Genomic DNA, 20,310 nt, shown 5'->3' on the forward strand with positions numbered 1-20,310 from the left:
AAAGTCCATGACCAGGACGAAGAAGACCGGGATGAAGTCGCGGGCCGGCCGGGCGGTGGTGATCGGCACGCTGGGTATCGCCACTGCCGCGCTGGGCCTGTCTTCGGTGACCCTCGCCGCCGCGCCGGCATCCGCCAAGGGCGCCGTGGAGATCACGGCGCCGAAGACGGCCCAGGTCGGCAAGACCATCACGGTCAAGGCGCACGGCGGTGACGACAGCGCCGGCTACCTGCATCAGCTGTGCCTGGAGGAGAACGGCTTCGGCGAGGGATGGCACCAGGAGACGTGCAGCGCCCCGGTCAAGGGCGACGCGCAGGTCACCGCGCAGGGCACGTCCGCGCGGCGCGGGGACCTGCGATTCCGGGCGGTGCTGTACGGCTTGACCAGCAAGCACGACCAGAAGCCGGTGCGCCTGCACGCCTCTGACGTGGTGACCGTACGCGTCCACTGATCGCCGGCGCGGCCGCGGACAGCGCGCACGAACGCTGCTCGCGGCCGCGCGGCGCAGGCCCGTCCTGCCGTGCCGCTCTTCTGACTTCGGCCCTCCTCTTCGGAGGCGGCACCAGCGGTTGTCACGTGGAGCACAGCGCTGCTGCCAAGAACACACGCCCGACCGGCGGATCCATGTGCCGTGTCCGGCAGGTGGCCGTTGATTGACCGTGGTGCGGGCGGCTGCTGCAATGGCGGCATGTTCTCCGCGGCGTTCCTGGTTGGCAGGGCCCACATCGACTTCGGCCGGGTGTGGTCCGCAGCGTGTCGGTGACCACGCACCCGACAGGCCAGGATCCGTTCGTAACGCCCCGGAGTTCGCCATGCCCGACCGCACCTCCCGTGTGTCCGCCCGACTCGACCCGCGTGGGCCGCGCTTCGCCGCCGTGCTCACGACACTTGTTCTGCTGCTGGTTCTGGTCACGGGCAGCGGCTTGCTGCTCGCCGGCCAGGCTGTCGTGTTCGCCCTCGGCGCCGTCCTGGGACTGCGCTGGTCCCCGTACGGCTGGCTCTACCGTCGGGTGGTGCGGCCCCGGATCGGGCCGCCGCAGGACCTCGAGGACGAGACGCCGCCGCGGTTCGCGCAGGCTGTCGGCCTCGGCTTCGCGGCCGTCGGAACGGTCGGCTACCTCTCGGGTGTCACCTGGCTCGGTATCGCCGCGAGCGCGGCCGCACTCGCCGCTGCCTTCCTGAACGCCGTCTTCGGCTACTGCCTGGGCTGCGAGGTCTACCTGCTCGCGATCCGCGGCCGGGCCCGGCTGAGTCAGGGGTGAGGAAGCCATGAGCGATCCGACCGGGCTGATCGTGGCAGCCGTGGTGCTGGTGGCCGCGACCGTCTTCGGCCTTGCACGGGCCCGCCGTGGCGGCAGGCTCCGCGAGGGCGGCCGGGGCGACGCGCCGAGGCTGCACCCCACCGAGCTGGGTGCGGAGTTGGGTGAGCGGGCGACGCTGGTGCAGTTCTCGACGGCCCTCTGCGCGGCCTGCCCCGGAACCCGGCGCCTGCTGGCCGGGGTGGCCGCCGCCACGCCCGGCGTGCGGCACGTGGAGATCGATGCCGAGATGCGGCTCGATCTGGTGCGCCGCCTCGATGTGATGCGCACGCCCACCGTCCTCGTCCTCGACCACGCCGGTCGCGTCGTGCGCCGCGCCTCCGGGGCGCCGAGCGAGTCCGACGTTCTCTCTGCGCTGGAGCTGGCCACGGCTGATTGAAAGGCCTTATTCGCTACGAGGGCTCCCGCCGCGCCCCGCCGAAGCGCTGTCGAGCCGGCTGTCCTGGAGGGGACGGCCGAAGGCTTCTTCGTCAAAGTGCTTACGCGGCAGCCGAGTTGGCCCTCACTGGCGCTTCTCCGGCTCCCTGTCCGACCGCCGGCCCGGCTCGTTGAACCGTGACGGGGCTGGTGCGTCCCCGAGCCGGCCGGTGGGGTAGCTTTCTGGTCTCTGGGGTGGGGTTTGGGCTGGGATCGTGGAGGCAGTGTGTTCAAGCGTCTTCTGCCTGTTTTACCGGTAGTTGATCTGGAGGCCGAGGTGGCCTTCTATTCCGCGCTGGGGTTCACTGCCGAGATCACCTATTCCGGTTTCACGTCCCTGCGGTGCGGGCCCGTTCTGTTCGGTGTGCACAGGCCGCAGAGCTCGGCGTATCACGTTCCGCCGTGGGATCTCGCCTGGCAGATCGAAGTGGTGGATGTCTGTGCGGTGCACGACCTGGCAGTACGGCGCGGGCTCCCGGTACTGAAGGGGCCCCAGCCGCACCCGGCGGGGTTCTGGACGGTGCGGCTCAGGACTCCCAATGGCTACCTCCTCACGCTGGAGGGGCCGCCGCCCGCCCCGACGACGGAGCGGCAGTAGTCGCAGACCGGGCCGACCACGACTTTGCAGTGAAGTCCCGTGTTCGTGCGGGGAGTTCGATCGGAAAGCGCCTCACGACCTCGGCCGCGCCGAACCAGGCGTACGGCTCGCCCAACGCGTTCGGACGGTTTCGATTCGGCCAGAGCGGCTAAACGGAGTCCATGTCGGAAACAGCGAAGAACAACGAGACCACGAAGAGCACCGCGGCCAAGAGCGCGACTCGCTCTGCGAACAGCGGAGCCAGGGCCGCTGGGAACGCTGCGACCAAGGCTTCATCGGCTGCGACCGATGCCAAGTCGGCAGCGTCCGAGACCACGGACAACACGCTCAGCAGTGTGGTGGCTTTGCGCTCCAAGGCGAAGGCCGGCGGCGAGCTGCTGTCCACTATTCCGGGCAAGTCCGTTCAGGCCGCCTCGACGGCGTGGACAGTGGTCCGCAAGCGCAAGCAGATCGCGGCCTGTGCCGGAGGGGGCGCCCTGGCGGCCCTGGCCGGTGCCTACAGCCTCGGACGGGTGGCTGCCCGGCGTGGGCAGGGGCCCTTCACCCGCGTCACGGGCGGTCGCTTCTAACGGAGAACCGCCGCTCCCTTGGAATGCGGGTGCCGCCCGAACCAGGGGCGTAGCCATCGCTTGTTGACGGATGCCCGAATCGGGGCGTTCGCCAGGGCTGTTGACGGATGGGTGTCGCCGGTGGCCGCAGAGCGGGCACGCGAGACGACGCATACCGCAGAGCGGGGCACGCGCGACGACGCGCAGAGGGGCACGCCAAATCGAGCCGATTTCGCGTGCCCCACTGCTGTAGCCGGATCCGGCTCAGTCGGCGGCCCGGCCCGGCCACCTGGTGAAGCGCCGAAGGCCCCTGCGGCTGCGCTTGAGCGGTTGGTCCTCCGGGGCGGCGGGACCCTGGCCGGCGGTAAGGGCCGCCATCGGGGGCCTCGCCGGCGCCTCCACGTAGTGGCTGCCCCGCTCGAGCCGGTTCCGGACGGCGAGGGCCATGGTGTGGTGGGCCTGGTGCTGCACCAGGCCCTCGGCGGACAACCGGTCCCACATGTAGAGCAGTTCCTGCCCCCGGGCCGCCACCTGGCCCTCGTCCGCGAGCCGTTGCCATGCCGCGGTGGCGCGGGCCACCTCGGGCGCGGCCCGATTCAGGTCGGTACGGCACCGGATGCGCGCGACGGTCAGCGCGAGGACCGTGGAGACCGTGTAGTCGCCGCGCAGGTAGGCCATGTACGCCTCGATCGCCCGTGCCTCAAGGGACAGGTCGTCCTCCACGCCCCTGCGCAGCGTCAGGTGCTCACGCAGGGCGCTGGCGAGGACGAACGCGGCGTGCAGTTCCTCGCGCTGCGCGTGCTGCATGATCCGCTCGACCCGGGCGAGCGGGGGGAACGCCTGCTCCTCCTCGGCGGTTCGCTCGTGGCCGGGCGGCAGGTCCTCCTCTTCGGCGATGGTGCGGCTCGAGCCGTCGGGGTACACCCGGAGCCGTGCCACCTGCTGCACGGTGCGGTCGATGACGGTGGCCGCCACCGGGGCGCCCAGGGTGCGGGCGAACATGGTCACGGCATCGAGGATCGCCTCGTTGGGCGGCTGCGTGCCGCCCATCACCAGCAGATGGCCGTTGACCACCGTCGAACCGTCCTCGGCCACGTAGGCGTCGAGACGGACCAGCGGTTGTGCGCTGAGTGCGGGCAGGTTCCCCTCGTCGCGGGGTGCGGGCAAGTAGGACATATCCCCTCAGCCTCCTGGTCGGACCACGCCGAGGATGGGCATGGAGGCGGCCGGAGCGGTCGTGATCGTACGCCCGGGCCTCGGGGCGTGGACGATCTGTCCGCCTCCTATGTACATACCCACGTGCGTGGCGTCGTTGAAGTAGATGATGAGGTCGCCGGGCTGGGCGGATGACAGGCTGACGCGGTGCAGCCCCTGCCACTGCGCCTGCGAGGTACGGGGGATGGGGTGTCCGGCCGACGCCCATGCTACGGAGGTGAGCCCCGAGCAGTCGTACGACGAGGGTCCCACGTCCCCCCACCCGTACGGCTTGCCGATCTGGGCCATGGCGAAGGCGACGGCCTTCCCGGCCGCTCCGCTCACCGCCGTCCCGCCGCCCGGCGCTCCGCCGCCCTTGTCCGAGGACCCGCCGCCAGGACCGGAGCCCTGCCACTTGGACTTGGCTTCCTCCGTCTGCTGCTTCTCCAACTGGGCCAGCCCGCTGACCTGTTCCTTCTCCAGCCCCGCTTCGATCCGCTCGGCGTCGGCGATCTTCTTCTGGATCTTCTCCTTCGCCCCGGCCTTGTCCGCGAGGGTGCGCTGCAGCTCCCGCAGATCCTTCGTGGCGGTCTCGGTCTGCCGGTCGAGCTCCGTGCGGGTGGACTTCTGCGACTCGTAGATGCTGATGAGGCTCTGGCTTGCCTGGTCGGCCTGAGCGGCGTCCGCCAGCGCGTGCTCGGGATGGTCACCGAGCAGCAACTGGATGCCCGCGGAGCCGAAGTAGCCCCCGCGGTACTGCGTTCGGGCCGCAGCACCCGCGAGGTTGTGCAGCACGTCCACCCGGCTCTGGGTGTGAGCGAGGTCATTGCGCAGCGAGGCCAGCCGCTTGTTCTGCTGGGTGGCCTTCTCGTTGGCGCCGTTGTACGCCTCGGTGGCCACCTCTGCCTCGCGGTAGAGGCCGTCCAGTTCGGCCCGGATCTTCTCGAGCGACCCGCCGTCGCCGGGCTTGGGGTCGTTCGGAGCCGCGTAACTCAGCCCGGGCATCAGGGCCATCGCGCAGACAAGGGCGGTCAGGGAGGCCCGGCCTCGCAGCTGTCTACCGCCGGTCGACACGTTCATCAGCGCCACTTTCGGAGGCCGGATACGAGGGTTCGGATGACGACCTACCATTAAGGTGGCCAACTCGGGTCATACGGAGATCCGTTCGACCGGTGAACACACTACCCTCACACGAACGGCTGATCACCGTACCCCCACGCGTGTCAACGCGTAGGCGGCCAACTCGCACACCACAGTTGGCCGATTCTTTTCGTCGCGCTGCCTGCGCCGGCCGAGCCGGCCCATCGCATCGCATGCCTCGACCACCCCCGGCTCCCGGCCGAGACCGTGTACTAACGTGTCAGGGGCTCGTCGCTGGACGCCAACCTGATGCGGTTCCCGGCTTCGCCATCAATGCGCCGAGCGCCTTGGTCATTCCAGTTCTCGGTGCGGGAGTCGCTATGCGGACAGTGGCGGAAGCCGACGATTTCGCGAGCCGCGCGCACGAGGGGCAGGTCGACAAGCTCGGCGTTCCGTACGTCGAGCACGTCCGTGCCGTTGCCGCCGGTCTCGTCCCGTTCGGAGACGATCTGGTCATGGCGGGGCTGCTGCACGACGTCATCGAGGACACCGGGTGGACGGGCGAGCGGCTGCGTGCCGCCGGAGTGCCGCCGCAGGTGGTTTCCGTGGTCGAGGCCGTCACCAACCAGGACGGCGTCCCGTACGAAGCGAAGATCCGGCGCATCACCGCCGACCGGGACGCCACCCTCGTCAAGATCGCCGACAACGCGCACAACAGCCGCCCCGACCGGACGGGCGGGCTTCCCCCGGACCTGCGGACGCGGCTCGCGGTGAAGTACCGGGCCGCACGGGACCTGTTGTGGGCGGCCGTGGACGAACGGGACGTCGAGGCCATCGTCGCGATCGTCAACCCGGGCCTCTTGAACGAGAGTTGAGGAGAGGCCGGCCATGTATGGGCAGGATGCTCGTGCGTGTCCCCGGCGCGGGCAGCGGGCAGTGGGCCGGGGTCCTGACCGCTGCCCGCTCGTCAGGGTCGAAGACCGGCTCGCCGGAGCGTCAGGGTCGACAGATCGGCGATGACGTCCGGGTCTCCGCGACGCCAGGCGTCGGCCAGGCCGCCCGGCGGAGTGGGGACAGCGGCCAGAGGACGCTGGGGGCCGGTCAGTGCTCGCAGGGCGAGGAGGTCGGCCCCGCCGGAGGCGTCGAGAAGGCGACGGGTGGTGGCGGTGCGCCGCATCCACCGCATGCGCGGAACGAGCCACAGCACCAGGATGACGGCGGTGGGAAGAACGATCAGGGCGATCGTGGTGAGCGTGGCGATCTGCCCCACCGTGTCCTGCAACGACCGGCCGGCGTCGGAGAGGCTGGTGCCGGCGTCGGCGGCGGACTGGAGCGGCTTCTTCAACGAGCCCCCCACGAAGGGGACCTTGGAGGCCGCGTCCCCGGCGTCCCCGAGATTGGAGGCGAGGCTGTCACCCGCGCTCTGGGCCTTCCGCCCGGGCTCGGCCAGCGTCAGGATCGCCTCGCGGACGACCAGGGCGAACTTCACCGTGATCGCGATCAGGAGCAGAGCGATCAGATCCGCGATCAGCTGACGACTCCGGCGCGCCGGGGTCTGGGCGTACAGACGCATGGACATTCTCCCTGTTCCAGCGGTGACATCGACGAAAGGGCGGGCCGGGTGGCGGGGCGGTCGAGCTTGCGGGAGTGACGGGGTGACGGCGGGGCTCGGCAGGTCCCTGACGGTACGCGGGACTCGTGGACGACTGGGAGATGCGCGCGGTCACGGTCGGTCGCGGCTGCCGCCGTCGCGGGGGCGGCACCGCCTCGGGCCGTCTGCTCACCGCCCCGCCGTGCGGTCTGGGCGGGGCGGTGACGCGTCCGGCTTCGCATCCATAGCCGTCGCCTCCCGCCCCTACGGGGCGCGCCGCTCGCACCCCTCAACGGCCGGATACCCGCCGGGCTTTCTGTGACACGGGTCACTTGCCGCGTGTAGCCCGCTCCGCTGGTTGCGATCTGACGCCTTGTCACTTCCTGATGGGGCGCAAGGCACGGCATCGCCGCGCGGGGCTTCGACGGGGCGGCCGTGGGGCGCGCGGGGTCAGGAAGTGAGGTGGTACTCGTTTCCCGCAGGGTCGCGGGAACTCGCCCGTTTTCCGGGCTTGAGTCCGCCGGTCCTGCCTCATGTCGCTTCCTGCCAGAAGCGGTTCCCGCGTGCCACGTCCAGCGCGTCGATGACGATCCTGGTCGGCATCCCGGCCCCAAGCTGTCGAGCCCGTCGTTCGCCCGCCCATGGTCGGCACTCGGTGGAGCCTCGTGATTGCCGCGCCTCGGCGGGGGCAGTCGTGGGGCATGTCCGAGATCAAGCAAACGGCCGGTGACAAGTCCGGCGAGTGGTTCTACTGCCTGGAGCACGGCACGGTCGAACAGGGCCCGCAGTGCCGGGGCGCCGACCGCATGGGCCCGTACGCAAGTCAGGAAGACGCCTCCCACGCCATGGAGACAGCCAAGGCGCGGAACGAGCAGTGGGGGTCGGACCCCCGCTGGAACGACGACAGCGGGACCGGCGACTAGCGTCGCCGGTCAAGGTGCGGGCCGACGCCGAGGATCCGGCCGCTGCCTCAGGAAGCCGCTGCCGCGCAGGCGTCGTCCGTACTCGGATAGAGGCGGAGGACATGGTCGGCGCCGGTGACTTCCAGGAGGTGCAGCAGCTGGGTCTGCGGCGCGGCGATGCGCAGTGTGGTGGCCCGGTGGGTGCGCAGGAGCAGATTCAGCGTGGTGGAGTCAGCGAACGTCACGCCGCCGACGTCCAGAACCACCACCGGCGCTGCGGCGGCAGCCCGTTCCAGGGCCTGTGCCAGCAGGGGCACGGTGTCGACGTCGAGCTCGCCGCGGGCGACGACGACCGAAGAGCCGCCCCTCGCGTACTGGGCTGCGACGGGGTCGGGGCGGAAACTGCTATCGGGCATGGGGCTGGGCTCCTGCTGTGCGGGGTCTGGGCACGCGCCCTATTTTCCCGCGCTTCGGTCCCGCCGGTGAACCACCCCCGCGGTCCGCGCTGCCCGGCGCGATCCTGACCGACGTCACCATCTTCTGGCTGACCGCCACCGCCGGCTCGGACACACGGCTCTGTCTCGTGGTCGGGCCCCGAGCTGGAGAGGCGGGGGCCACGGCGACGTCCGGCGACCTCGCGGAGTTCAGTGACGCGGGGACGTCAAGTGGGCCTGGGAATGGGCCTGTTCGTCCCGGCGGCGCGCCTTCGCGGGCGGATCCTGGCCGAGGAGGGCCACGACCTGGCGGGCGGAGTCCACGCACGTGGTGATCTTCCCGCCGAACAGCGCGACGTTCCGCTCGTCCAGGCGCCGCACCAGGGTGGGGCGGTCGTCCGTGGTCTCCACGTGGGGCAGGACCGTTCGTACGGTGAAGTAGGAGCCCAGGTGCCGGGCCTCGTCGAAGCCGGTCACGAACTCGTGGGCGAAGCGACGGAAGTCGGGAAAGCGGGTCACCCGGGGACTGCGGACCAGCCCGGCGTTCACGTGGTGCATGAGCGCACGGGGAACGAGCGGGAACCTGCCCACCGTGGTGGCGTGAATGGCGTGGTCGACGTTGCCGAGGAGGAAATGGCGCGTGCCGGCGACCTGGTCCAGACACATGAAGGGGCCGTCCATGACGACCAGGCTGTGACCGAGGTACATGGGGGGAAGGGAGACCAGCGGCTTCTCGCAGACCTCGAACTGATACTCCGGCATGGCCGAGACCGGCCCCGGGTGGATGTCGTTGATCGAGGAGTACGTGGCCAGCACCACGTGGTCGAACTCGCGCAGGTCGCGCCGGGCGGCCCGGGTTCCCAGCCGTACCTCCACGCCCGCGGTGGCGAGTTTGGCGGCGCACAGGCGACGCAGCTCGTCGATGTCGATGTGTGCCTCCGCGATGCGCAGCGACAGCTCGACCGATGACCTTCGCAGGAACGGCGGGTACTCCTCGCGGTACGGCAGCCCGACGCCGTCGCAGAAGGCAAGGTAGCGGTCGGCCGTCACCAGACTGCTCCTGCGGGCGATGGCCACGTAGTGCGCCGACCCGTGGTAGATGGCCGCACCGTACTCGGCCTTGAAGGCGCCGAACGCGCGTAACACCGCCGCGACCGTGTCCATCCCGCGTGGATAGTGATAACCACGGTGCAGTCGCCGTTGGTTGGCTCTGCTCGCCGACGACAACAACGTACGGTTCTGCTCGAAAAGCACGACGGAGTATCCGCTTCGGGACAGCTCCAGTGCGGCTGTCGAGCCGAATATCCCTCCGCCGACCACCGCCACGCGGTCTCCCTGCACAGTGCTCCTTCGGATCGCTCGTGAAGAAGTGGTCTCCGCGGCGGCGCGGTTCCCCCCGTCCCGAGGGCGGCCGGCCAGGAGCGGGTCTCGTAGTGCCTCCGTGAATCCGTGTCATTTCCTTGGTGCCGCACGGCCTGGAGGGCAGCAGAATTGAGGTCTCCGGGCGCAGATCGCCCGGCCAATTGCGAAGGTATAATTTACACTTCGGGCAGCCGAAGGATGCAAGATGCATACAAGCCATCCGGAAAGAGCCCGGCGCGAGCGGGGCAGGTCTTTGGGGAGGACGATCGCATGCCCGAGCCGGTGTACATCGTGGAGTACGACCCGCAGTGGCCCCTGGTTTTCGCAGGGCTGGCCGACACTGTTCGGCGGGGTCTCGGTTCCCTGATTCTGCGGGTGGAGCACGTCGGCAGCACAGCCGTCCCGGGCCTGTCGGCCAAGCCGGTCATCGACATCGATGTCGTCATTCCGACGCGCGCGTCGATGCCCGAGGCGGTGGAAGCCTTGCGGGAGTTGGGGTACGCACACGAAGGGGACATGGGCATTCCCGGGCGGGAAGCCTTCGCCGCGCCTGCCGGGACACCCGTCCACCATCTCTATGTGTGCGCCGCCGACAGCCCGGAACTGGCCCGCCATCTCGCCTTCCGTGACTTCCTTCGGACGCACGCGGACAGCGCGCGGCGCTACGACGAACTCAAGCGGGATCTCGCGGCCCGGTACCGCCATGACCGGGCCGCGTACAGCACGGGGAAAACCGCGTTCGTCGAGGGTGTGCTGGCGCAGACGCGCGCCCACGCCGACCGATCGGCGGGGAGCGGCCGACGGCATCCGGCCTGACCCGAGGCCGCGGCCGGTTCCCTGTCACGGGGTGCCCGGGTTCCCCGCCGTGCGGCTGGAGAACGCAGAGGTCAGGCGGCTGGTTCACCGGGGCGTCGTATCGCGGTCATCGGTAATCAAGATCCATTCTCGCGCGGGATCACAGGATCGGAATCGTCTTTTTGGCGACCAAAAAACACCTGTGCCGATCTCTCGACGGTACGTAGGCTGACGTATGCCTGTTCCGCTGAACCGGTCCTCAACTGATAGACAGTCAGGGCAGGGACGGTGGAGACACAGTCCAGCGTTAGGAAGGTGCGGGTGGCTCTTGTCGGTGTCAGCTGTCTTGCGCACGATGCGGGATTGGCTGTCCTCAGAAACGGCCGGATCGTATTCGCGTCGCACAGTGAGCGGTACAGCAGGAAGAAGAACGACCCTCTCCTGAACGGGGCTTTGCTGGATGACGCCCTGCAGCACGTCGACAAGGTCGAAGGGGTCGTTTACTACGAGCGCCCTTTGCTCAAGCGACTGCGTCAGGCCCGGGCCGGAAATGTGTCCGCGGCGCTCGGCGCCGGTCCGCAGCGCTATATCCAGCGGTTCCCCGCGCTGCGCGGTAAGCCGATCCACTTCGTCTCCCATCATGAATCGCACGCCGCGGGCGCGTATTTCACGTCTCCGTTCCGCGATGCGGCGGTGGTCGTGGTCGACGCCATTGGTGAATGGGACACGCTGACCGTGTGGCACGCGCGGAATCGTCGCCTGAGAAAGGTGCATTCCGTCCGGTATCCACACAGTCTCGGTCTGTTCTATTCGGCGGTCACTCAGCGCGCCGGACTCAAGCCCAATGAGGAGGAGTACATCCTCATGGGCATGGCGGGATACGGAAAACCCCGGCACCGCGCACTCCTCGAAACGGAACTGCTCAGTGAGAGGGACGCTCCGGATTTCGCACTGAAGCGGAGCCTGCACCGGGGTCTCGGACCACGCTGGCATCCGGAGATCACCGAGGCACCCGATCTCGCGAGCAGCGCCCAGGCCGTACTGGAGGAGTTCTTGACCCGGCTCTTCCGCTGGGTCGCCCGGTCGGTTCCGTCGAAGAACCTGGTGTACACGGGAGGCGTAGCGCTGAACTGCCTCTTCAACGGGCGGCTCGCCGGCATGGGCCTGTTCGACGACATCTGGATTCCGCCCAACCCCGGGGACGCCGGCTCGGCACTGGGCGCGCTGGCCGCCCACACCCGCGAATTCATTCCGTGGGACGGCCCCTATCTCGGCCACGACATCCAGCGCCGGACCGACCCGGCCCGGATCGTCGACGCCCTGCTCGACACCTCGATCGTCGGCCTCGCCAACGGGCGTGCGGAGTACGGTCCGAGAGCGCTGGGAAACCGCAGCCTGCTCGCGGACCCTCGTGACCCGGCCACCAAGGACAAGGTCAACGCGATCAAGAAGCGGCAGCGCTACCGGCCGTTCGCGCCGGTCGTCCTGGCCGAGTACGCCGACAAGATCTTCGAGATGCCCGTCCGCGAAGCCCCGTACATGCAGTACGTGGTGGCGTGCCGGGAGCCCGAGGCGTACCCGGCGGTCTGCCACGTGGACGGCACCAGCCGAGTGCAGACACTGCGCCGCGACCAGAATCCGCTGCTGCACGAGGTCATATCCCTGTTCCACCAGCGCACCGGCTGCCCGATGCTGCTCAACACGAGCCTCAACATCCGGGGCCAACCGCTGGTCAACACCTGGCAGGACGCCCAGGACTTCGCGAGGAAGTACCAGGTTCCGGTTTTCTGACGTGGGGGAAGGCGGTGGGAAGGTGTACATCTACGCCAACGGCTGCTCCATGACCTACGGGTCCGAACTGGCCGACGACCCCTCGACGGGAGTCTGCCTGGACCACGAGTACCGCTGGCGCTACAGCTGGCCGGGTCAGCTGCGTGCCATGCTCGACGCCGACGGCGTGTACAACGACGCGATGCCCAGCGGGTCCAACGACCGCATCGTGCGCACGACGATCGACTTCGTCGCCCGCTGGCTCCAACAAGGCCTGTCACCAAGGGCGTTGATGGTCACAGTGGGCTGGACACACCCCGCCCGGCGCGAGTTCCATGTCGCGGGGGAGTACCGGCAGGTAGTGCCCCATCACGCCTACGACATAAGGAAGTTGGACCGACTCGTCACGGCGTACCGGAAGACCGCGGTCTCCCGGGAGGAGGCCGAGGACCGCTACGTCACCCAAGTCGCCTCGCTGCACGCCTTCCTGGAGCAGCATGGCGTCGCGCACGCGTTCTTCAACGGCATCCTCGTGCCCGGCGTCCCCGAGCACCTGCGGAACACCTGCGTGCAGGCGACGCTCACGGGCGATGTCTTCCTCCGCCCGGACCCGGCCGATCCGGCCATGGCCCAGTTCGTGCGCCGCCGGCCGAACGCCGTCAACGTGCAGCACCCCAACGAGACCGGCCACCGGCTGTGGGCCACGTCGATGGCGGGGCACCTCGGCGCCGAGAACGCCGAGCACCTGGAGAGCGTCGGGCACGCTTCGCTCGACGAGGCGGGCCTGCCCGTGGTCGGGGGCGTCAAGGCGGTGAGACGCCACGACCGCAAGGGAGCCGAACGCATCGGCAGATTCGTGAGGTCACGCCGTACCCGCTCGCGCACCCGGCGTTCCGACCGCTCCGACCCGTACATCTACCCCTGACCCGCAGGGCGGACCGCCCGCGAGCGGAGGAACCACACGTGACGACCAACAGGGCGCCGGCCGGCGGCCGGATCCCCTTCAACGACCTGGCGCGGACCGCCCTCACGGACATTCTCCGCGCCGCCATCGACGAGGTCGTCACCGACGGAGACTTCGTCCACGGCCGTGCGATCGACACCTTCGAGCAGCGGTTCGCCCAGTACAACGGCGTTGCCCATTGCGTCGGCACGTCCTCCGGGACCAGCGCCCTGCAGTGCGCGCTGGCCGCCGTCGGCTGCGGGCCCGGCGACGAGGTCGTCACCGTCGCGGCCACCTTCGTGGCGACCGCCGCCGCGATCGTGCACACCGGCGCACGGCCGGTGTTCGTGGACATCGACCCGGTCACCCTGACGGCCCGGCCGGACCACATCAGAGCGGCGATCTCCCCCCGGACCCGGGCCATCGTGCCGGTGCACCTGTACGGCCGGCCCGCCGGCCCGCGGGAACTGGCGGCGATCGGTGCCGAGTACGGCATCCCCGTCATCGCGGACGCCTCGCACGCGCACGGGGCCACCTGGGAGGGTCGGCCGGCCGCCGCGTACGCGGACATCAGCTGCTTCAGCTTCTACCCGTCCAAGAACCTGGGCGCCGCAGGGGACGCCGGGGCGGTGGTCACCGACGACGCGGGCGTCGCCCGGCGGGCGCGGGCCCTGCGCGACCACGGCCGGGAGGTCGACGAGGTGGTGACCGTCGGCCACAACTGGCGGATGGCCGCCATCCAGGCCGCCGTACTGAACGCGAAGCTGCCGTACCTGGACGACTGGGTCCGCGCGCGCCGCCGCGCCGCTGACGGCTACCGCCGCCTGCTCGACGGCAGCGGCCCGGTGCTCCCCGCCCCGGAGAGCGGGCACGCGTACCACCTGTACGTGGTGCGCCACCCGGAGCGGGACGCGCTGCGGGCGGAACTGGCACGGCGTGGTGTCGACACGCGTGTCCACTACGCGCCGGCGGTCCACGCCCTGAAGCCGTTCGGCGAGTTCCGGACCGTGCCGGAGGGGCTCCCCGAGACCGAGGCACTGGCCGCCCAGTGCCTGTCCCTCCCGCTGTTCCCCGGCATCACCGAAGCCGAACTCGCCACCGTGGCACGGGCCGTACGCGCCGCGGTGGCGGCGATCGGAGACCGCCGCTCCGCCCGCACCACCGCTGCCGACGGCCCCACGACGGCACGGCACCCCCATCCGACGGACACCCCAAGGAACTGACGGTCATGAACCCCTTACGCGTCCTCGTGATCTGGCCGCCCCAGATCCTCAGTTACTTCAACGCCGGTCACCACAACCTGCTCTACAGCGTGGCCGGTCATCTGCGCCGCCTCGACGAAGTCGGTCACGTGGACACGCTCGACGCCTCGGTGGAATCCCTGACCTGGAAAGAGGTCGGCGACCGCCTGCACCAGGGCGGCTACGACGTGGTGGCGGTCGCCAACGACCTCGACGGGGTGGACGGCCTGACCCGCCTGCTCTCCTACGCCCGCCATCTGGCGCCCACCGCAGGCTTGGTGACGTTCGGCCGGCTCAGCGGCATGCGCCCGGAGCTGTTCACCCACTTCGACCTCGACGCCATCGTCGGCCCCGGCGACTACGAACCCGCGGTGTCCGCGTACGTCCGGGCCGTGCACGCGGGCCGGGTGGCGGCCGGCACGGTGCCCGGGGTCTGGCTGCGCGTGGACGGACAGTGGAACGAGCCCGGCCGGCCGGGCGCCGTGCTGTCCGACGAGGACTGGGTGATGCCCGACGTGCGGGAGATCCCGTACCACGCCTACGACTGGCTCTACCGCGACGACCAGAACAAGTTCTGCGGCATCCCCGGCCGCCGCGAACTGGTTGTCCCGGCGGCGCGGGGCTGTCCCGTCGGCTGTGAATACTGCGAGGTCCCCGCCGTCTTCGGCAGGCCGGACCGGCGCGCCTCGGTGGAGCGCGTGGTGCGGTACATCGAGGAGTCCTTCGCCGCGCTGCCGTTCGAGTACGTGGCCTTCTACGCGCCGACGTTCACCCTCAACCGGGCCTGGACGGTGCGGCTGTGCGAAGAGCTGGTGGAGCGGGGCGCGCGCTACCCGTGGAAGTGCGCGACCACCGTCCACCACCTGGACGAGGAACTCGTGGCCCTGATGGGCCGCAGCGGATGCGTGCGGATCAGCGTGGGTGTGGAGACGCTGGCGGAATCCGGACACCCCGCGCTGCCACGGCTGAAGCGCAAGGGGACGACCGCCGTCGAGGCGCTCGCCGCCTGGTGCGAGCGGGCGGGCATCGAGCTGAACTGCTTCGTCATCGTCGGGCTGCCGGGGACAGCGGTCGATGACGCGGAAGCGGCCATCGCCGAAGTCCGGGCCCTGGGCGGGCGGGTGCGCCCCACGATGTACAGCCCGCACGAGCTGCTGCGCCCGGGGATGTCCGCGGACGCCATCTCGTTGCACAACCGGCAGATCCTCCCCGAGGGCGTCTTCCCCGACACGGCCGAGCGACGGCGGGCCTACGACATCATCTTCGGCCGTGAACGACGCACCACCCACGTCGACGAGTCCGTCCCCCAGCGGCGCGAGGCCGGGTCGACGGCGGGCTCCCGGTCATGACGGCCCCGGCGCCCCGGCCGTCCCTGCGTGACTGGTTCCCCACCACGGCCGCCATGCACGCCCTCGAACCCCGGCGCCGCAGCCACGTGAGCGGTCAGCTCAACCTCAAGAGCTGCGAACTGCTGCACCCGGCCGTGGCACGCTGGTACGCCGACCAGCTCGGGCGGCTCGACCCCGGCGTCGTCGTCGAGTACCCCCTGACCGCTCCGGCCGTCGGTGCGGTCGCGGCCCATTTCGGCGAGGCCGCTCCGCGCGTGCTGCTGACCCCCGGCTCCGACCACGCCATCCACGTGGTCGCGGAGGCACTGGCCGCCCCGGCGCGCCGCCTCGTCGTGGCCCGGCCGCACTTCGACAGCTGGACGCACTGCGCCGCGCGCTTCGGCTTCCGCCTGGACGCCGTCGACCTGCCCCAGCGGGCACCCCTGCCCGTGGAGCCGCTGATCGAGAGGCTGCTGTCCGCAGGCCCGGCCGTGCTGGTGATCACCCAGCCCGACAGCATCACGGGGCAGCTGTACACCCGCGCCGAGCTCGCCCGGGCGGTGGCGGCGGCGCATGAGCACGGCAGCATCCTGGTCGTCGACACCTGTTACCTCGCCTACGCCGAGGACGGGGAATCCACCCTTGAGGGCCTGGCGGGGTGGGACAACGCCGTGCGGATCAACAGCTTCTCCAAGAGCCACGGCCTGGCCGGCGCCAGGGTCGGGGCCGTGCTGGCCGAGGCGTCGGTCGTCGACTACCTGGCCCGCTGGTCGCCCGACGGCATGCTGTCGCACGTGAGCCTCGCGCTGCTGGAACGCGCGCTGGCCGAACCCGCCGTGTTCCGCTCGGCGCGGGCGGAGGTGAGACGGGCACGCGCCGAACTCGCCTCCGGTGTCGAGCGGATGCTGCCGGGGTGGTCCGCGCGGCCCACCGAGGCGAACTTCGTGGCCTTCGACGCGGAGCCGCAGGACGCCGAGCGGGTGTACGCCGAGCTGCTCGGGCGCGGCATCCGCACCAGGCTCCTCAACGGCGTGCCCGGGTTCTCCGGCGGGCTGCGCGTCGCCACCCCGAGCATGTCCGCGGTCGGCCGGGTCATGAACGCCCTGGCCGGACTGCGCACGCAGACGAGGAGTTGAGATGTCCCTGCTCAATCTCGCGGCCATCGGCTCCGCACCGCTGTCGCCGGAGCCCTACCCGCACGCCGTCCTGAACGACAGCTTCCTCGCTCAACAGGACTCCCTGGTAAGGGAGTTCCCCACCGAAGGCTTCCACTACGACGTACGGGAGGACGGAGGGCCGGACCGCAAGCGCTACCGGACCTACAACTACCAGCTCGTCCGGTTCGGGGTACCGGACGAGGAGAACGTGAACCGGCTGCCCCCGGCCTGGCGGCTGCTGCTCGCCGACCTGACGAGCGCCGCCTATCGCGCGGCCGTCAGCGCCGGTACGGGCGTCGACCTCACCGGGACCGTGCTGGACATCCGGATGGTGCGCTACGCGGAGAACTGCTGGATCGAACCGCATGTCGACCGCCCCGACAAGGTGGTGACCCACCTCTTCTACCTCAATGACACCTGGCGGCCGGAGTGGTCCGGCGCGCTGCGGGTGCTGCGGTCGGCCGACATGGACGACTGGAGCAAGGAGGTGTTCCCGCTCGCCGGGCACTCGGTGCTGATGGTCCGCACGGACGATGCGTGGCACGCGGTGCCGCCGGTCACCGGGTCCGGCACCCACGACCGGAAGACCCTGCTGGTCCACTTCGCCCGGCCCCCCGGGGCGCCGGGCGCGGAGCGGTACTGAGATGCGGAACGTGGTGATCGTGGGCATCTGCGGCGCGGGCAAGACGACGCTGGCAGGGGTCCTGGCGCAACGGCTGGGACTGCGGCACATCGAAGTCGACGCACTGCGGCACGGCCCCCGGTGGGGAGTGCGGCCGTCGTTCGCCGACGACGTCGCGACGCTCACCGCGACGGACGGCTGGGTCGTCGACTCGACCGCCTACCCCGAGATCCTGGCGCGGCTGTGGGCGCGGGCGGACACCGCCGTCTGGCTGGAGCTGAGCCGTCCCGTGGTGCTGCGCCGGGTCCTGCGCCGCACCGCGCACCGGCTGCTGGCCCGGCAGCCGCTGTGGGCGGGCAACCGGGAGACCTGGCGCGGGGTCCTGAGCCGACGGCACCCCGCGGTGAAGGTCCTGCTCGACTTCCGGGTCCGCCGCGAGCGGGAACGGCTGCTGCTGGCCGGGTTCGGCGGCGCCGTGGTGCGACTGCGCACCCCGGCCGAGGTGGCGGCGTTCCTGGCGGGGCTGGGCGGCCGATGCGTGGCAGCGGGAGCGGAGCGCGCGGTCCACGACGACGTGAGGGAGAGCGATGTTCCTGGTGGTCAGTGACGAGGCGGCCGATGAGCAAGGCCTGCCAGGCATAAGACTCATGACGGAGGGTCAGGTCATCGTGCTCGGCCGGCACGGTCACGATCTCCTCGTCCTGGACGGTGTGCTCCACCCGGACACCGGTGTCACCCCCGCACGGCTCCTGGACCTGCTGCGCCGCGCCGCCGATCCGCAGTCCGTCTTCGGCGACGGGGCGCGGGTGAAGGGCACGTACGCCGGGGCGTATCTCAGCGCCGGCCCGCGGGGAACGCGGCTGCTCGCGTTCAACGACCACCTCGGCGTGAGCGACCTCTACGCCTGGATCGACGGCCCGGACAGGGCCGTTCGCCACTTCGCGGTGGGCAACGACTTCGCCGCGCTGTTGGGCCGGGTCCCCGCGACGGCCCGGCTCCTGGACGAGCGGGCGGCGGACGCGTTCCGGGTGCTGGGGGCGACGGTGAACGGCAGGACCTTCGCCCGGGGAGTCCGCCGTATGCCGCCGGGGGCGTTGCTGGCGTTCGGCGACGGCGCGGTGCGCAGGGGCCGCAGCTGGCGGTACCGCTTCGACCCGGCGGCCCGCGACTTCGACGAAGCGGTGCACCACTGCTGGGAGTTGATCGAGCGGGCGGGACGCCGGATCGAGGCACACACCGGGCCGGCAGGCCCCGCGCTGCTCGGGATCAGCGGCGGACACGACTCGCGTGTGACCGGCGCCGCCTGCGCCGCCGCCGGCACGAAGATGACCGGCTACTTCTTCGGAGAGCGGGACAGCAGCGCGGCGCGTGCGGCCGAGGAGGTGGCCCGGGTGCTCGGCGTACCGCTCGAATTCCCCGGCCGCAACCGTGAGATGCCGCGGTACTTCGACGAGTCGGTGCGGCACCAGCCGCTGGCGGACCTGGAGTGGTGCAAGTACCTGCCCGGCCGTGACGGCCTGGTCGCGGGCTCCGGCGCGCTGCTGTCCGGCCGTCTCGGTGACCACCTCTTCAGCGACAAGGGCCACCAGCCCGAGGAGGGCCCGCAAGGCGATCGGGGGATCGCCGAGGACCTCTTCCGCGAGCTGGCCAAGGAGCCGGCGGGGCCGTCCGCCGCCGAAGCGGTCGTCGCGGACATCACGGCCGAACTGTCGGAACTGGGCGGCTCGGGCGTGCAGCGCAGACGCGGCTTCAACTTCCAGAGCATGAGCACGACCGTCAAACAGGGCGGCCTTTTCCACACCTTCGGCAGGACCCCGCACTTCTCGGTGTTCGAAGACGTCGACGTGTTCGAGTCCGCCCTCGACCTGCCCAACGCGTGGCGGGTCGGCAACCGCTTCTACGACACCCTCCTGGAACGCAAGCGGCCGGCACTGGCTCCGTGCCGCATCGCCGTACCGGCCACCAACGAGCACAAGCCGATCGAGCACTGGCTGCGCGGCAACACGGAGTTCGCCCGGCACGCCGAGCAACTCTTCGACCGGAGCGAGGACTTGGGGTCCGACGGAAGGGGCGGAACCGCCGGTCAGGCCGTCGACGCGATCCTCGCCGGCCGCGCCACGCGGAACGAGATCCACCAGTACTTCCGTCGAGCCACCATCAGGGCCTACGAGCGCACCCATGGATAGCACCGCCACGCCCCTGCGCACGCACGCCGTGCTGGCCCGCTACGGCTACCGGCGCTACTCCGTCTACGCCAAGGCGACACTGGTCGGCCTCGGCACCACCGTGCTGTTCGGCGTGCTCCGCTCGGCGATCATGAAAGGCATCTACGCCGAGCCCCATCAGATCGGCGGATACCGCGTCGCGCAGGCCGTCACCTATGTGTGGCTGGTGCAGGGCCTGATGGCCGTGGTCCGGATCTACGGCGACTCCGAGTTCGCCGCACGGGTACGCAGCGGCCAGATCGTGGCGGACCTGGTCCGGCCGGTGAACCTGCAGTCCGCGTACCTGGCCGCCGACCTGGGCCGGGCCTGGTTCCATCTGCTCCACCGAGGCGTGCCGCCGATGATCGTGGGCTGGGTGTTCTTCGGGCTCACCGGGCCGGCGGATCCGCTGACCTGGCTGGCGTTCGTCGTCAGCGTCGCCCTGGCGGTGATGGTGAGTACGCTCTTCCGCTTCCTCTACAGCCTGTCCTCGTTCTGGCTCCTGGACTACCGGGGAGTGGCGTTGATCGCGGTCATCCTGGTCAACCTCCTGTCGGGCTTCGTCATGCCGACCGGCTTCTTCCCCGGCTGGCTGCGGACCGTGGCCGCGGCCACCCCGTTCCCCTCGATCATCCAGGTCCCCGTCGACGTCTTCACCGGTCACGACGCCGGTTCGGGGACGGCCGGGGCGCTGGCCACGCAGGCGATGTGGGCCGTGCTGCTCCTCGCGGCCGGACGGTGGCTGCTCGCCGTCGCCCGCCGCCGTGTCGTGATCCAGGGCGGCTGACCGGTGTTCACTCTCAAG

At 70.5% G+C, this 20,310-nt stretch carries 22 protein-coding genes; 17 read left to right on the forward strand and 5 right to left on the reverse strand.

Going from position 1 to position 20,310, the window contains the following annotated elements; translation table 11 throughout:
- Positions 1-7: 7 nt before the first annotated feature.
- From ACFYZA_RS15160 to ACFYZA_RS15180, 5 genes are all read left to right on the forward strand, one after another.
- Positions 8-451, forward strand: coding sequence for a hypothetical protein (locus ACFYZA_RS15160; RefSeq protein WP_388490631.1), 444 nt, complete (start codon positions 8-10; stop codon positions 449-451).
- A gap of 361 nt (positions 452-812) precedes the next feature.
- Positions 813-1,262: a DUF4395 domain-containing protein gene (locus ACFYZA_RS15165; protein WP_388490634.1), complete on the forward strand. Its 450-nt coding sequence runs from the start codon at positions 813-815 to the stop codon at positions 1,260-1,262.
- 7 nt (positions 1,263-1,269) lie between these two features.
- The gene (locus ACFYZA_RS15170; RefSeq protein ID WP_388490637.1) at positions 1,270-1,698 is read left to right on the forward strand and encodes a TlpA family protein disulfide reductase; all 429 of its coding nucleotides are present in this window, start codon (positions 1,270-1,272) and stop codon (positions 1,696-1,698) included.
- A 264-nt stretch (positions 1,699-1,962) separates the two neighbouring features.
- On the forward strand, positions 1,963-2,334 hold the full coding sequence (locus ACFYZA_RS15175) for a VOC family protein (protein WP_382584921.1): 372 nt from the start codon (positions 1,963-1,965) through the stop codon (positions 2,332-2,334).
- Positions 2,335-2,495: 161 nt separating this feature from the next.
- Positions 2,496-2,903 (forward strand): hypothetical protein, encoded by a 408-nt coding sequence (locus tag ACFYZA_RS15180; protein WP_382584924.1) that lies wholly within the window; start codon positions 2,496-2,498, stop codon positions 2,901-2,903.
- A gap of 243 nt (positions 2,904-3,146) precedes the next feature.
- On the opposite strand, the gene ACFYZA_RS15185 is transcribed toward ACFYZA_RS15180, so the two are convergent.
- Together ACFYZA_RS15185 and ACFYZA_RS15190 are read right to left on the reverse strand one after the other, a co-directional pair.
- A complete protein-coding gene (locus tag ACFYZA_RS15185; protein WP_382584927.1) occupies positions 3,147-4,058 on the reverse strand; it encodes a hypothetical protein in 912 nt (303 codons plus the stop codon).
- A gap of 6 nt (positions 4,059-4,064) precedes the next feature.
- On the reverse strand, positions 4,065-5,156 hold the full coding sequence (locus ACFYZA_RS15190; protein WP_382584930.1) for an NlpC/P60 family protein: 1,092 nt from the start codon (positions 5,154-5,156) through the stop codon (positions 4,065-4,067).
- A gap of 380 nt (positions 5,157-5,536) precedes the next feature.
- Between ACFYZA_RS15190 and ACFYZA_RS15195 the strand changes: the two genes are divergently transcribed.
- A complete protein-coding gene (locus tag ACFYZA_RS15195) occupies positions 5,537-6,031 on the forward strand; it encodes an HD domain-containing protein (protein ID WP_388490640.1) in 495 nt (164 codons plus the stop codon).
- A gap of 92 nt (positions 6,032-6,123) precedes the next feature.
- Here ACFYZA_RS15195 and ACFYZA_RS15200 read toward each other — a convergent pair whose 3' ends face one another.
- On the reverse strand, positions 6,124-6,729 hold the full coding sequence (locus ACFYZA_RS15200; protein WP_382584937.1) for a hypothetical protein: 606 nt from the start codon (positions 6,727-6,729) through the stop codon (positions 6,124-6,126).
- Between the two features lie 719 nt (positions 6,730-7,448).
- Here ACFYZA_RS15200 and ACFYZA_RS15205 point away from each other — a divergent pair.
- Positions 7,449-7,670, forward strand: coding sequence for a hypothetical protein (locus ACFYZA_RS15205; RefSeq protein WP_382584939.1), 222 nt, complete (start codon positions 7,449-7,451; stop codon positions 7,668-7,670).
- A gap of 47 nt (positions 7,671-7,717) precedes the next feature.
- On the opposite strand, the gene ACFYZA_RS15210 is transcribed toward ACFYZA_RS15205, so the two are convergent.
- Together ACFYZA_RS15210 and ACFYZA_RS15215 are read right to left on the reverse strand one after the other, a co-directional pair.
- Positions 7,718-8,065, reverse strand: a complete 348-nt coding sequence (locus ACFYZA_RS15210; RefSeq protein ID WP_382584942.1) for an STAS domain-containing protein — start codon at positions 8,063-8,065, stop codon at positions 7,718-7,720.
- Positions 8,066-8,293: 228 nt separating this feature from the next.
- Positions 8,294-9,424, reverse strand: a complete 1,131-nt coding sequence (locus ACFYZA_RS15215; RefSeq protein WP_388490643.1) for an FAD-dependent oxidoreductase — start codon at positions 9,422-9,424, stop codon at positions 8,294-8,296.
- Between the two features lie 291 nt (positions 9,425-9,715).
- Between ACFYZA_RS15215 and ACFYZA_RS15220 the strand changes: the two genes are divergently transcribed.
- The 10 genes from ACFYZA_RS15220 to ACFYZA_RS15265 all read left to right on the forward strand — a co-directional run bounded on the left by ACFYZA_RS15220 (position 9,716) and on the right by ACFYZA_RS15265 (position 20,292).
- Positions 9,716-10,261: a GrpB family protein gene (locus tag ACFYZA_RS15220; RefSeq protein ID WP_388490645.1), complete on the forward strand. Its 546-nt coding sequence runs from the start codon at positions 9,716-9,718 to the stop codon at positions 10,259-10,261.
- 300 nt (positions 10,262-10,561) lie between these two features.
- Positions 10,562-12,031 carry a carbamoyltransferase gene (locus ACFYZA_RS15225; RefSeq protein ID WP_388490647.1) on the forward strand — a complete coding sequence of 490 codons (1,470 nt, stop codon included), beginning with the start codon at positions 10,562-10,564 and terminating at the stop codon, positions 12,029-12,031.
- Between the two features lie 22 nt (positions 12,032-12,053).
- A complete protein-coding gene (locus ACFYZA_RS15230) occupies positions 12,054-12,935 on the forward strand; it encodes a DUF6071 family protein (RefSeq protein WP_388490650.1) in 882 nt (293 codons plus the stop codon).
- A gap of 38 nt (positions 12,936-12,973) precedes the next feature.
- Positions 12,974-14,176: a DegT/DnrJ/EryC1/StrS family aminotransferase gene (locus ACFYZA_RS15235; RefSeq protein WP_388490652.1), complete on the forward strand. Its 1,203-nt coding sequence runs from the start codon at positions 12,974-12,976 to the stop codon at positions 14,174-14,176.
- 5 nt (positions 14,177-14,181) lie between these two features.
- Positions 14,182-15,543 carry a B12-binding domain-containing radical SAM protein gene (locus tag ACFYZA_RS15240; RefSeq protein WP_388490654.1) on the forward strand — a complete coding sequence of 454 codons (1,362 nt, stop codon included), beginning with the start codon at positions 14,182-14,184 and terminating at the stop codon, positions 15,541-15,543.
- Positions 15,540-16,658 carry an aminotransferase class I/II-fold pyridoxal phosphate-dependent enzyme gene (locus tag ACFYZA_RS15245; RefSeq protein ID WP_388490656.1) on the forward strand — a complete coding sequence of 373 codons (1,119 nt, stop codon included), beginning with the start codon at positions 15,540-15,542 and terminating at the stop codon, positions 16,656-16,658. The genes ACFYZA_RS15240 and ACFYZA_RS15245 overlap by 4 nt, the downstream gene beginning before the upstream one ends.
- 1 nt (position 16,659) lies before the next feature.
- The gene (locus ACFYZA_RS15250) at positions 16,660-17,322 is read left to right on the forward strand and encodes a 2OG-Fe(II) oxygenase (protein WP_382584965.1); all 663 of its coding nucleotides are present in this window, start codon (positions 16,660-16,662) and stop codon (positions 17,320-17,322) included.
- 1 nt (position 17,323) lies between these two features.
- Entirely contained in the window at positions 17,324-17,908 is a 585-nt protein-coding gene (locus ACFYZA_RS15255) for an adenylate kinase (RefSeq protein ID WP_382584968.1), read from the forward strand.
- Positions 17,909-17,948: 40 nt separating this feature from the next.
- Positions 17,949-19,487, forward strand: a complete 1,539-nt coding sequence (locus tag ACFYZA_RS15260; protein ID WP_388490658.1) for a hypothetical protein — start codon at positions 17,949-17,951, stop codon at positions 19,485-19,487.
- Entirely contained in the window at positions 19,480-20,292 is an 813-nt protein-coding gene (locus ACFYZA_RS15265; protein WP_388490660.1) for an ABC transporter permease, read from the forward strand. Before ACFYZA_RS15260 ends, ACFYZA_RS15265 begins: the two co-directional genes overlap by 8 nt.
- The last annotated feature ends 18 nt before the right edge of the window (positions 20,293-20,310 follow it).

The organism is Streptomyces sp. NPDC001828 (genome assembly GCF_042892175.1).
GTDB lineage: Bacteria > Actinomycetota > Actinomycetes > Streptomycetales > Streptomycetaceae > Streptomyces.

Excerpts from the sequence above, each read along its gene's own strand:
- ACFYZA_RS15255 (WP_382584968.1), top strand. The coding sequence starts at position 17,324 with ATGCGGAACGTGGTGATCGTGGGCATCTGCGGCGCGGGCAAGACGACG.
- ACFYZA_RS15200 (WP_382584937.1), bottom strand. The coding sequence starts at position 6,729 with ATGCGTCTGTACGCCCAGACCCCGGCGCGCCGGAGTCGTCAGCTGATC.
- ACFYZA_RS15240 (WP_388490654.1), top strand. The coding sequence starts at position 14,182 with ATGAACCCCTTACGCGTCCTCGTGATCTGGCCGCCCCAGATCCTCAGT.
- ACFYZA_RS15205 (WP_382584939.1), top strand. The coding sequence starts at position 7,449 with ATGTCCGAGATCAAGCAAACGGCCGGTGACAAGTCCGGCGAGTGGTTC.
- ACFYZA_RS15260 (WP_388490658.1), top strand. The coding sequence starts at position 17,949 with ATGACGGAGGGTCAGGTCATCGTGCTCGGCCGGCACGGTCACGATCTC.
- ACFYZA_RS15165 (WP_388490634.1), top strand. The coding sequence starts at position 813 with ATGCCCGACCGCACCTCCCGTGTGTCCGCCCGACTCGACCCGCGTGGG.
- ACFYZA_RS15250 (WP_382584965.1), top strand. The coding sequence starts at position 16,660 with ATGTCCCTGCTCAATCTCGCGGCCATCGGCTCCGCACCGCTGTCGCCG.
- ACFYZA_RS15265 (WP_388490660.1), top strand. The coding sequence starts at position 19,480 with ATGGATAGCACCGCCACGCCCCTGCGCACGCACGCCGTGCTGGCCCGC.
- ACFYZA_RS15245 (WP_388490656.1), top strand. The coding sequence starts at position 15,540 with ATGACGGCCCCGGCGCCCCGGCCGTCCCTGCGTGACTGGTTCCCCACC.
- ACFYZA_RS15220 (WP_388490645.1), top strand. The coding sequence starts at position 9,716 with ATGCCCGAGCCGGTGTACATCGTGGAGTACGACCCGCAGTGGCCCCTG.
- ACFYZA_RS15210 (WP_382584942.1), bottom strand. The coding sequence starts at position 8,065 with ATGCCCGATAGCAGTTTCCGCCCCGACCCCGTCGCAGCCCAGTACGCG.
- ACFYZA_RS15180 (WP_382584924.1), top strand. The coding sequence starts at position 2,496 with ATGTCGGAAACAGCGAAGAACAACGAGACCACGAAGAGCACCGCGGCC.
- ACFYZA_RS15195 (WP_388490640.1), top strand. The coding sequence starts at position 5,537 with ATGCGGACAGTGGCGGAAGCCGACGATTTCGCGAGCCGCGCGCACGAG.
- ACFYZA_RS15185 (WP_382584927.1), bottom strand. The coding sequence starts at position 4,058 with ATGTCCTACTTGCCCGCACCCCGCGACGAGGGGAACCTGCCCGCACTC.
- ACFYZA_RS15170 (WP_388490637.1), top strand. The coding sequence starts at position 1,270 with ATGAGCGATCCGACCGGGCTGATCGTGGCAGCCGTGGTGCTGGTGGCC.
- ACFYZA_RS15160 (WP_388490631.1), top strand. The coding sequence starts at position 8 with ATGACCAGGACGAAGAAGACCGGGATGAAGTCGCGGGCCGGCCGGGCG.
- ACFYZA_RS15190 (WP_382584930.1), bottom strand. The coding sequence starts at position 5,156 with ATGAACGTGTCGACCGGCGGTAGACAGCTGCGAGGCCGGGCCTCCCTG.